An 11222-nucleotide genomic window follows, 5' to 3' on the forward strand; every position below is an offset into this window, starting at 1 on the left:
CCGCGATGCCGGCAGACGCGCGTGCCGGCGGGCGTACGTCGAGAGAGCCCGAGGCGGTCCTTTCGGTGGTACGGTTCAGCCCAATTCAACCGATACCTGAAAGACACCGCTCATGCTGCTCGACGCCTCGCTCTCCCAACTCGTTCTGGTCGACTACCAGGCGCGGCTGATGCCGGCGATCTTCGAGGGCGAGGCCGTTGCGCAGAACGCGGTGCGCCTCGGCAAGATGGCGCACCTGTTCCAGGTGCCGGTGTTCGGCACCGAGCACAACCCGTCCAGCCTTGGCGAAAACCTGCCCGACATCCGCGCGCTGTGCCAGCGCACCCTGTCGAAGATGCATTTCAGCGGCGTGGAGGAAGGCCTGGGCGAGTGGCTGCGCGTGCCGGCCAAGGCACCGCAGGGCAATGCGCGCAGCCTGCCCAAGCATCTGCAAAAGCCCGCCGCCGCGGCCGAGGAGCGCAACAGCATCGTGATCGCCGGCTGCGAAGCCCACGTCTGCCTGCTGCAGACCGCGCTCGACCTGCTCGAAGACGAGTTCGAGGTCTGGGTCGTGACGGACGCCTGCAGTTCGCGCACCGAGCGCAACCGCGACGCGGCCTTCGACCGGCTGGCCGGTGCCGGTGCCGAACTCGTGACGACCGAGATGGTCGGCTTCGAGTGGCTGCGCACGGCGGAACACCCCGCATTTCCTGAGTTGCTTTCGCTCGTCCGGTAGCGCATCTGCGGCGGGAGGCAGGGCTCGGCCGGATTGTTCCGGCCGTCAGCTTGCTGCAAGATCGGTCTCCATAATTATGAATTCAGTTTTGGTGGTGCCACCAGACCCGAATGAATGACAGGAGACATACCCAGATGAGCCGCTACGAAGAGTTCTATCGCCAATCCGTCGACACGCCCGAGGCCTTCTGGTCCGAGCAGGCGAAGCTGATCGACTGGCAAAACCCCGCGCAACAGATCCTGGACGCCAGCCAGCCGCCTTTTGCGCGCTGGTTCGTCGGCGGCACGACCAACCTGTGCCACAACGCGGTCGACCGGCATCTGGCCGCGCGGGGCGATCAGCCCGCGCTGGTCTTCGTCTCCACCGAAACCGGCGTCGAGAAGAGCTACAGCTTCAACGAGTTGCATGCCGAGGTGCAGCGCACCGCCGCCAGCCTGATCGAACTTGGCGTGGGCAAGGGCGATCGTGTGCTCATCTACATGCCGATGATTCCCGAGGCCGCCTTCGCGATGCTGGCCTGCGCGCGCATCGGCGCCATCCACTGCGTGGTGTTCGGCGGATTCGCCAGCGGCTCGCTGGCCACGCGCATCGAGGACGCCGAGCCCAAGGTGATCGTGAGCGCCGACGCGGGCTCGCGCGGCGGCAAGGTCATTGCGTACAAGCCCTTGCTCGACGAGGCGATCCGCCTGTCGAAACACAAGCCTTCGGCGGTGCTGCTCACGGACCGCGGCCTTGCATCCATGGACCTGACTGCCGGCCGTGACCATCTGGCCGCCGAACTCAGGCGCAAGCACCTCGACGCCAGGGTGCCCTGCACATGGCTTGCCTCCACCGACATCAGCTACACCATCTACACCAGCGGCACGACCGGCAAGCCCAAGGGCGTGCAGCGCGATGTGGGCGGCTACGCGGTCGCGCTGGCCGCCAGCATGAAGCACATCTTCGACGGCCGGCCCGGCGAAACCTACTTCTCCACCAGCGACATCGGCTGGGTGGTGGGCCACAGCTACATCGTCTACGGCCCGCTCATCGCGGGCATGGCGACGATCATGTACGAGGGCCTGCCCACGCAAGGCATCGACCGGCAGCCCGACGGCGGCATCTGGTGGCGCCTGGTCGAGAAATACAAGGTGACGGTGATGTTCAGCGCCCCCACCGCGGTGCGCGTGCTCAAGAAGCAGGACCCGTCGCTGTTGAAGAAGTACGACCTGTCGAGCCTGCGCGCGCTGTTTTTGGCGGGCGAGCCGCTCGACGAGCCCACCGCACGCTGGATCAGCGAAGGCCTGGGCGTGCCGATCATCGACAACTACTGGCAGACCGAATCGGGCTGGCCGATGATCACCATCGCCAACGGCGTCGAGGCCAAGCCCAGCAAGTTCGGTAGCCCGGGCGTGCCGATGTACGGCTACCGCATCAAGATCCTGCATGAATCGACCGGCGAGGAACTGACCGCCCCGAACGAGAAGGGCGTGGTGGTGGTCGAAGGCCCGACGCCGCCCGGCTTCATGCAGACCGTATGGAAGGACGATGCGCGCTTCGTCAACACGTACTGGAAGAGCGTGCCCGGCAAGATGGTCTATTCGACCTTCGACTGGGGCATTCGCGACGAAGACGGCTATTTCTACATCCTCGGGCGCACCGACGACGTGATCAATGTGGCGGGCCACCGCCTCGGCACGCGCGAGATCGAGGAGAGCATCTCGGGCCACGCCAACGTGGCCGAGGTCGCCGTGGTGGGCGTGGCCGACGCGCTCAAGGGCCAGGTCGCGATGGCCTTCGTCGTTCCCAAGGGCGGCAAGGCCGTGGGCGACGCCGATGCGGCACTCAAGCTCGAAGGCGAGATCATGAAGATGGTGGCCGACCAGCTCGGCGCACTGGCGCGGCCAGCGCGCGTGCGTTTCGTGAGCGGCCTGCCCAAGACGCGCAGCGGCAAGCTGCTGCGCCGTGCCATCCAGGCCGTGTGCGAGCAGCGCGACCCGGGCGACCTGACCACCATCGACGACCCCGCCACGCTGCAGCAAATCAAACAGTTACTCTCTTCCGCCTGAATGAGCAGGAGAGGGGTTGCGAAGCTCCTTTGGGCCGTCATATGGTTGACGTGGCACAATGCCAAGGTACTCAGGCCCTTCCCCAGCCACAGTCGCATCCGCCAATCGGTTCAGCCGTGTCGCGGAAGGTTTCTTAACCAGCTAGTGCTTCCTTCAGGGAAGCGAAGGTCAGCGGATCATGAGCGATTCTTCTACGCCCACGGCGTACACAGCCTATCAAGGCAACACCTACCTCTTCGGTGGCAATGCGCCCTATGTCGAAGAGATGTACGAGAACTACCTCGCCAACCCCGGCAGCGTGCCCGACAACTGGCGTTCGTATTTCGACGCGTTGCAGAACGTTCCCGCCGCCGATGGCACCAACACCCGCGACGTTCCGCACCTGCCGGTCATCAATGCTTTCGCCGAACGTGCGAAGCAGGGCACGACCAAGGTCGTGCAGGCCAGCGGTGCCGACTCCGAGCTCGGCCGCAAGCGTACCTCGGTCCAGCAGCTGATCGCCGCCTACCGCAACGTCGGTGCCCGCTGGGCCGACCTCGACCCGCTCAAGCGCGCCGAGCGTCCCTCGATCCCGGAACTCGAACCCTCGTTCTACGGCTTCACCGACGCCGACCTCGAGACGGTGTTCAACACCAGCAACACCTTCTTCGGCAAGGAGACCATGTCGCTGCGCGACCTGCTCAACGCCTTGCGCGAAACGTACTGCGGCACGATGGGCGCCGAGTACATGTACACCACCGACCAGAACCACAAGCGCTGGTGGCAGCAGCGGCTCGAAAGCGCCCGCACCAACCCCAAGTTGAGTGCCGAGCAGAAGAAGCACGTGCTGAACCGCCTGACCGCGGCCGAGGGCTTGGAGCGCTTCCTGCACACCAAGTACGTCGGCCAGAAGCGCTTCTCGCTCGAAGGCGGCGAGAGCTTCATCGTCGCGATGGACGAACTGATCAACCAGGCCGGCGCCAAGGGCGTGCAGGAAATCGTGATCGGCATGGCCCACCGCGGCCGCCTGAACGTGCTGGTCAACTCGCTCGGCAAGATGCCGGCCGACCTGTTCGCCGAGTTCGACCACACCGCCCCCGAAGACCTGCCCAGCGGTGACGTCAAGTACCACCAGGGCTTCAGCTCGGACGTGACCACCCCCGGCGGCCCGGTGCACCTGAGCCTGGCGTTCAATCCCTCGCACCTCGAGATCGTGAACCCCGTGGTCGAAGGCTCGGTGCGCGCCCGTATGGACCGCCGCGGCGACCCACTGGGCAAGCAGGTGCTGCCCGTGATCGTGCACGGCGACGCCGCCTTCGCGGGCCAGGGCGTCGTGATGGAAACGCTGGCGCTGGCCGAGACCCGCGGCTACTCCACCGGCGGCACGGTGCACATCGTCATCAACAACCAGATCGGCTTCACCACCAGCGACCCGCGCGACAGCCGCTCGACGCTGTACTGCTCGGACATCGTCAAGATGATCGAAGCGCCGGTGCTGCACGTGAACGGCGACGACCCCGAAGCCGTGGTGCTCGCCACCCAGATCGCGCTGGACTTCCGCATGGAATTCCAGAAGGACGTGGTCGTGGACATCATCTGCTTCCGCAAGCTGGGCCACAACGAGCAGGACACCCCCTCGCTCACCCAGCCGCTCATGTACAAGAAGATCGCAGTCCACCCCGGCACGCGCAAGCTGTACGCCGACAAGCTGGCCGCGCAAGGCCTGGGCGACACGCTCGGCGACGACATGGTCAAGGCGCAGCGTGCCGCCTTCGACGAAGGCAAGAACACGGTCGACCCGGTGCTGACCAACTTCAAGAGCAAGTACGCCGTCGACTGGAGCCCGTACCTCAACAAGAAGTGGACCGACGCCGGCGATACCGCCATTCCCTCGAGCGAATGGAAGCGCCTGGCCGAGAAGATCACCTTCGTGCCCGAGGGCTTCACCGTGCACCCGCTCGTGAAGAAGGTGCTGGACGACCGCGCCGCCATGGGCCGCGGCGACGTGAACGTCGACTGGGGCATGGGCGAGCACATGGCCTTCGCATCGCTGGTGGCCAGCGGCTACCCGATCCGCCTGTCGGGTGAAGACTCGGGCCGCGGCACGTTCACGCACCGCCACGCCGTGCTGCACGACCAGAACCGCGAGAAGTTCGACACCGGCACCTACACGCCGCTGCAGAACGTGGCCGACAACCAGGCACCGTTCGTCGTGATCGACTCGATCCTGTCGGAAGAGGCCGTGCTCGCGTTCGAATACGGCTACGCCTCGAACGACCCGAACACGCTCGTGATCTGGGAAGCCCAGTTCGGCGACTTCGTGAACGGCGCGCAGGTGGTGATCGACCAGTTCATCGCCTCCGGCGAAGTGAAGTGGGGCCGCGTCAACGGCCTCACGATGATGCTGCCGCACGGCTACGAAGGCCAGGGCCCCGAGCACAGCTCGGCTCGCCTGGAGCGCTTCATGCAGCTGAGCGCGGACACCAACATGCAGGTGGTGCAGCCGACCACGGCCAGCCAGATCTTCCACGTGCTGCGCCGCCAGATGGTGCGCAACCTGCGCAAGCCGCTGATCATCCTGACGCCCAAGTCGCTGCTGCGCAACAAGGACGCGACCTCGCCGCTGTCCGAGTTCACCAAGGGCAGCTTCCAGACCGTCATTCCCGACAGCAAGGGCCTGAAGGCCGAGAAGGTCAAGCGCCTGATCGCCTGCTCCGGCAAGGTCTACTACGACCTGGCCAAGAAGCGCGAAGAGCAGGGCACCGAAGACGTGGCGATCATCCGCGTCGAGCAGCTCTACCCCTTCCCGCACAAGGCTTTCGCTGCCGAGATCAAGAAGTACCCGAACCTCGTCGACGTGGTGTGGTGCCAGGACGAGCCGCAGAACCAGGGCGCCTGGTTCTTCGTGCAGCACTACATCCACGAAAACATGCAGGACGGCCAGAAGCTCGGCTACTCCGGCCGTGCCGCCTCGGCATCGCCGGCGGTGGGCTACTCGCACCTGCACCAGGAACAGCAGAAGGCGCTCGTCGATGGCGCGTTTGGCAAGCTCAAGGGCTTCGTGCTGACCAAGTAATCAAAAGCCTCTTTTCACACGAACACCCTGAAGAAAAAATCGGAGCTCACTCCAAATGTCTATCGTAGAAGTCAAAGTCCCCCAGCTTTCCGAATCGGTGGCCGAAGCCACCATGCTCACCTGGAAGAAGAAGGCCGGCGAAGCCGTCGCCATCGATGAAATCCTGATCGAGATCGAGACCGACAAGGTCGTGCTCGAAGTGCCCGCGCCCTCGGCTGGCGTGCTGGCCGAAATCGTGCAGCCTGATGGCGCCACCGTGGTGGCCGATCAGCTGATCGCCAAGATCGACACCGATGGCAAGGCTTCGGCCGCCGCACCGGCGGCTGCGCCTGCTGCAGCGCCGGCTGCCGCCGCGCCTGCACCAGCAGCTGCTGCCGCCGCCACCGGCGGTTCGAAGGCCGACGTGGCCATGCCTGCCGCCGCCAAGCTGCTGGCCGACAACAACCTGAAGACCAGCGACGTGGCCGGCACCGGCAAGGACGGCCGTGTCACCAAGGGCGACGTGCTCGGCGCGGTCGCTTCGGGCGCCAAGCCCGCGGCTACCATCCCCGCACCGGCCGCCAAGCCCGCACTGCCGCAAGTCGCCGCGCCCACCAGCGCGCCCGACCTGGGCGAGCGCCCCGAGCAGCGCGTGCCGATGAGCCGCCTGCGCGCCCGCATCGCCGAGCGCCTGCTGCAGTCGCAATCGACCAACGCCATCCTGACGACCTTCAATGAAGTGAACATGGCGCCCGTCATGGAGCTGCGCAAGCGCTTCCAGGACAGCTTCACCAAGGAACACGGCGTGAAGCTCGGCTTCATGAGCTTCTTCGTGAAGGCCGCAGTGCACGCACTGAAGAAGTACCCGGTGATCAACGCCTCGGTCGACGGCAACGACATCCTGTACCACGGCTACTTCGACATCGGTATCGCCGTCGGTTCGCCGCGCGGCCTGGTGGTGCCGATCCTGCGCAATGCCGACCAGATGAGCTTTGCCGACATCGAGAAGAAGATCGCCGAGTTCGGCAAGAAGGCACAAGACGGCAAGCTGGGCATCGAAGACATGACCGGCGGCACGTTCTCCATCTCGAATGGCGGCACCTTCGGCTCGATGCTCTCGACCCCGATCATCAACCCGCCCCAGTCGGCCATCCTCGGCGTGCACGCCACCAAGGACCGCGCCGTGGTCGAGAACGGCCAGATCGTCGTTCGCCCGATGAACTACCTCGCCATGAGCTACGACCACCGCATCATCGACGGCCGTGAAGCCGTGCTGGGCCTGGTCGCCATGAAGGAAGCGCTGGAAGACCCGTCGCGCCTCTTGTTCGACATCTGATCCGGGAGAAAGAACCAGATGGCAAACAAGCAATTCGACGTCGTCGTCATCGGCGGCGGCCCCGGCGGCTACATCGCGGCGATCCGCGCCGCGCAGCTCGGCTTCAACGTGGCCTGTATCGACGAATGGAAGAACGGCAAGGGCGGCCCCGCACCGGGCGGCACCTGCACCAACGTCGGCTGCATCCCCTCGAAGGCGCTGCTGCAATCGTCGGAGCACTTCGAGCAGGCCGGCCACCACTTCGCGGACCATGGCATCAAGGTCGAAGGCCTGGGCCTCGACATCGACAAGATGCTGGCCCGCAAGGACCAGGTCGTGAAGCAGAACAACGACGGCATCCTGTACCTGTTCAAGAAGAACAAGATCAGCTTCTTCCATGGCCGCGGCTCGTTCGTGAAGACCGATGAAACCGGCTATGAGATCAAGGTGGCGGGCGCCGCCGAGGAGTCGATCAGCGGCAAGCACATCATCGTGGCCACGGGCTCCAACGCCCGCGCGCTGCCGGGCACGCCGTTCGACGAGGAGAACATCCTCTCGAACGACGGCGCGCTGCGCATCGGCGCGGTGCCGAAGAAGCTGGGCCTGATTGGGTCGGGCGTCATCGGCCTCGAAATGGGCTCGGTGTGGCGCCGCCTCGGTGCCGAAGTCACGGTGCTCGAAGCGCTGCCGACCTTCCTCGGCGCGGTGGACGAGCAGATCGCCAAGGAAGCCAAGAAGGCTTTCGACAAGCAGAAGCTCAAGATCGAGCTCGGCGTCAAGGTCGGCGAGATCAAGTCGTCGAAGAAGGGCGTGAGCGTCGCCTGGACCAACGCCAAGGGCGAAGCCCAGACGCTGGAAGTCGATAAGCTGATCGTGTCGATCGGCCGCGTGCCCAACACCATCGGCCTGAACGCCGAAGCCGTGGGCCTGAAGCTCGACGAGCGTGGCGCCATCAACGTCGATGACGACTGCAAGACCAACCTGCCCAACGTCTGGGCCATCGGCGACGTGGTGCGCGGCCCGATGCTGGCGCACAAGGCCGAGGAAGAGGGCGTTGCCGTGGCGGAGCGCATCGCGGGCCAGCATGGCCACGTGAACTTCAATACGGTTCCGTGGGTGATCTACACCAGCCCCGAGATCGCATGGGTCGGCCAGACCGAGCAGCAGCTCAAGGCCGCGGGCCGCGCCTACAAGGCCGGCACCTTCCCGTTCCTCGCGAACGGCCGCGCGCGCGCGCTGGGCGACACGACCGGCATGGTCAAGTTCCTGGCCGACGCAGCGACCGACGAGATCCTGGGCGTTCACATCGTCGGCCCGCAGGCCAGCGAGCTGATCTCCGAAGCCGTGGTGGCGATGGAGTTCAAGGCCAGTGCCGAAGACATCGCGCGCATCTGCCATGCGCACCCGTCGCTGTCGGAAGCCACGAAGGAAGCGGCACTCGCCGTGGACAAGCGCACGCTGAATTTCTGATCCATTGACCAGCGTCAAAGAGGCCTATGAGGCGGAACTCGCCGCGCGCGGGTTCCACAGCGATCCAGCGCAGCTGCGTGCCGTGGAGGCACTGGATCGCTGCGCCAGGGAATGGGCCGACTACAAGGCCCAGCGTTCCAACGCGCTGAAGAAGTTCATCAACCGGCCGGAGCTTCCGCGCGGCGTCTACATGTACGGTGGCGTCGGGCGGGGCAAGAGCTTCCTGATGGACCTGTTCTTCAATGCGGTGCCGCTGCGGCGCAAGACGCGCCTGCACTTTCACGAGTTCATGCGCGAGGTGCACCGCGAGCTGCGCGAGTTGCAGGGCACGGTGAACCCGCTCGACGAGCTCGGGCTGCGCATATCGAAGCGCTACAAGCTGATCTGCTTCGATGAATTCCATGTGGCGGACATCACCGACGCGATGATTCTTCATCGGCTGCTGGTGTCGCTGTTCGAGAACGGCGTGGGCTTTGTCACCACCTCGAACTTCAAGCCCGACGATCTGTATCCCGGTGGCTTGCACCGCGACCGCATCCTGCCGGCCATTGCGCTGCTGAACGAGAAGCTCGAAGTGCTGAGCGTCGACAACGGTACGGACTACCGGCGCCGCACGCTCGAACAGCTGCGCATGTACCTCACGCCGAACGATGGCGCCGCCGAGAAGGAGATGCGCAAGGCCTTCGACAAGCTGGCCGAGACGGCCGACGAAAACCCGATCCTGCACATTGAGCAGCGCGAGATCCGCGCACTGCGCAAGGCCGGCGGCGTGGTCTGGTTCGATTTCAAGACGCTGTGCGGCGGTCCGCGCTCGCAGAACGACTACCTCGAGATCGCCAGCCAGTTCCATACCGTGCTGCTGTCCGACGTGCCGCACATGCCGGTGCGCATGGCCTCGGAAGCACGCCGTTTCACATGGCTGGTCGACGTCTTGTACGACCGGCGCTGCAAGCTCATCATGTCGGCTGAGGTTCCGCCCGAGGCGTTGTACACGGAAGGGCCGCTGTCGCATGAGTTCCCGCGCACGGTTTCCCGGCTCACCGAAATGCAATCGAGCGAGTTTCTCGCCCTTGAACGCCGCATCGTCGACACCCGACTCACATGAAAAAAATCGCTCTTGCCCTGCTGATGACGTTGGCCAGCCTTCCGCTGTGGGCACAGTCCAATGCCGCCACGGGCAGTGCCGACCTCGAGGCCGAGAAGCGTCGGCTCTCCAGCGAGCGTGAGGTTATCGAGAAGCGTTTTGTCGAAGAGCGGGCCGCCTGCTACAAGAAGTTCGCGGTGGAAGACTGCCTGCGCGAGAGCCGGGGCCGGCGTCGCAAGGAAACCGACAACATCAAGCGGCAGGAAACAGCGATCAACGACATCCAGCGCCAGCGCAGCGGCGCGGCCGAGCTGCAAAAGCTCGACCAGAAGGCCGGCACCCAGCGCCCGCAAGACACCCGCGAGAAGCAGGAGGAGTCGATCCAGGGCCAGAAAGACCGCGAGCAGCGCGCGGCCGACCATGCGGCCAGCCGCGCCGCCACGGCCGCCGATGCGGCCGAGCGCGAACGCCAGTTTCGGTCCAAGCAGCAGGCCCATTCCGACGAGCAGGCCAAGGCCGCCCAGCGTCAGGCCGAGGCGCCAGCTGCCGTCAAGCGTTTCGAAGACAAACAGAAGCGGGCCGAAGAGCACAGGGCCAGCCGCGAGCGGCAGAACGCCAATCGCAGCAAGCCGCGCGCGGCGCCGCTGCCGCCGCCGGCCGCCCCCTGAGCGGGGCAAGAAGGCAGGGCGCCGCTCAGGCGGCAGCAGCCGGCAGCGGATCGAACTTCAGTACAACAATCGAGATGTTGTCGCCCGTGCCCCGGGCTCGGCGGCGCGCTTCACCCACCAGGATTTCAACCGCATCGCGCGGCGGCTGCGCGTACAGCACGCTCGCCAGCTCTTCGGGGCTGAAGTAATGCCACAGCCCGTCACTGCAGGCCATCAGCAGGTCGCCCGGTTCCATCTTCGGAATGTAGTAGGGGTCGATGGGCGGCGGCGTGGTCGTCATGCCCAGGCAGCCGAGCAGGATGTTGCCTTGCGGATGGACGTTGGCCTGGGCTTCGGTGATCTGGCCGCGGTCGATCAGCACCTGCACGTACGAATGGTCGCGCGTGCGCTTGATGAGCTGCCCGTCGTGGAAGTGATAGATGCGCGAGTCGCCGGCATGGATCCAGGCGCAGTCGCCCTTGGGAGTCATGAGGAAGGCCGCGAGCGTGCTGTGCGGCTCCTGTTCGCTGGAAACGGCGGTGAGCTTGATGACCGTGTGCGAGTCTTCGAGGATCTGCTTCAGCACGGCTTCGGGGTCGTCGCGGCTGGGCTGGTAGCGGGCGAAGAGCTGGCGTGCCGTCATCAGCACCTGATCGGAGGCCTTGCGCCCGCCGCTGCGCCCGCCCATGCCGTCGGCCACGATGCCCAGCACGCAGCCAGGCACGCGCGGATGGCTCATCATCAGCACCTGGTCTTGTTGGTACGGGCGGTCTCCCTTGTGGAGTCCGGTGGCCGCGGCGAGTCGAAAGCCTTGGGTCATGAGGCATATGCGCCGAAGCGCGTGTTTCTGTCTTCTCGGAGATTCGTGTCAGGACGTATTATCGAATGAACACGCGCCGCGAAAACCTC

8 protein-coding genes are annotated in these 11222 nt (G+C 65.3%); 7 read left to right on the forward strand and 1 reads right to left on the reverse strand.

All coding sequences use genetic code 11. From position 1 onward, the window contains the following. Positions 1 to 112 precede the first annotated feature (112 nt). The 7 genes from ACEOAB_RS11620 (at position 113) to ACEOAB_RS11650 (ending at position 10334) form a co-directional block, all read left to right on the forward strand. Positions 113 to 715, forward strand: coding sequence for an isochorismatase family protein (locus ACEOAB_RS11620; protein WP_413750714.1), 603 nt, complete (start codon positions 113 to 115; stop codon positions 713 to 715). Positions 716 to 825: 110 nt separating this feature from the next. Further along, positions 826 to 2763, forward strand: a complete 1938-nt coding sequence (locus ACEOAB_RS11625; RefSeq protein ID WP_413750715.1) for a propionate--CoA ligase — start codon at positions 826 to 828, stop codon at positions 2761 to 2763. Positions 2764 to 2941: 178 nt separating this feature from the next. Then, the gene (locus ACEOAB_RS11630) at positions 2942 to 5818 is read left to right on the forward strand and encodes a 2-oxoglutarate dehydrogenase E1 component (RefSeq protein ID WP_007828239.1); all 2877 of its coding nucleotides are present in this window, start codon (positions 2942 to 2944) and stop codon (positions 5816 to 5818) included. A gap of 55 nt (positions 5819 to 5873) precedes the next feature. Next, positions 5874 to 7133: a 2-oxoglutarate dehydrogenase complex dihydrolipoyllysine-residue succinyltransferase gene (gene odhB, locus ACEOAB_RS11635; RefSeq protein ID WP_495653745.1), complete on the forward strand. Its 1260-nt coding sequence runs from the start codon at positions 5874 to 5876 to the stop codon at positions 7131 to 7133. A gap of 18 nt (positions 7134 to 7151) precedes the next feature. Continuing rightward, on the forward strand, positions 7152 to 8582 hold the full coding sequence (gene lpdA / locus ACEOAB_RS11640) for a dihydrolipoyl dehydrogenase (protein WP_413751080.1): 1431 nt from the start codon (positions 7152 to 7154) through the stop codon (positions 8580 to 8582). Positions 8583 to 8586: 4 nt separating this feature from the next. Beyond that, positions 8587 to 9687 carry a cell division protein ZapE gene (gene zapE, locus ACEOAB_RS11645; protein WP_413751081.1) on the forward strand — a complete coding sequence of 367 codons (1101 nt, stop codon included), beginning with the start codon at positions 8587 to 8589 and terminating at the stop codon, positions 9685 to 9687. Continuing rightward, positions 9684 to 10334 (forward strand): hypothetical protein, encoded by a 651-nt coding sequence (locus ACEOAB_RS11650; protein ID WP_495653746.1) that lies wholly within the window; start codon positions 9684 to 9686, stop codon positions 10332 to 10334. The genes zapE and ACEOAB_RS11650 overlap by 4 nt, the downstream gene beginning before the upstream one ends. A gap of 25 nt (positions 10335 to 10359) precedes the next feature. On the opposite strand, the gene ACEOAB_RS11655 is transcribed toward ACEOAB_RS11650, so the two are convergent. Further along, positions 10360 to 11133, reverse strand: a complete 774-nt coding sequence (locus tag ACEOAB_RS11655) for a PP2C family protein-serine/threonine phosphatase (RefSeq protein ID WP_413750519.1) — start codon at positions 11131 to 11133, stop codon at positions 10360 to 10362. Positions 11134 to 11222 lie beyond the last annotated feature (89 nt).

The organism is Variovorax sp. Varisp53, from assembly GCF_059491555.1.

What these genes read in the sequence shown, in the direction of transcription:
- ACEOAB_RS11620 (WP_413750714.1), top strand. Translation starts at nt 113, where the DNA reads ATGCTGCTCGACGCCTCGCTCTCCCAACTCGTTCTGGTCGACTACCAG.
- ACEOAB_RS11630 (WP_007828239.1), top strand. Translation starts at nt 2,942, where the DNA reads ATGAGCGATTCTTCTACGCCCACGGCGTACACAGCCTATCAAGGCAAC.
- ACEOAB_RS11650 (WP_495653746.1), top strand. Translation starts at nt 9,684, where the DNA reads ATGAAAAAAATCGCTCTTGCCCTGCTGATGACGTTGGCCAGCCTTCCG.
- ACEOAB_RS11655 (WP_413750519.1), bottom strand. Translation starts at nt 11,133, where the DNA reads ATGACCCAAGGCTTTCGACTCGCCGCGGCCACCGGACTCCACAAGGGA.
- odhB (WP_495653745.1), top strand. Translation starts at nt 5,874, where the DNA reads ATGTCTATCGTAGAAGTCAAAGTCCCCCAGCTTTCCGAATCGGTGGCC.
- lpdA (WP_413751080.1), top strand. Translation starts at nt 7,152, where the DNA reads ATGGCAAACAAGCAATTCGACGTCGTCGTCATCGGCGGCGGCCCCGGC.
- ACEOAB_RS11625 (WP_413750715.1), top strand. Translation starts at nt 826, where the DNA reads ATGAATGACAGGAGACATACCCAGATGAGCCGCTACGAAGAGTTCTAT.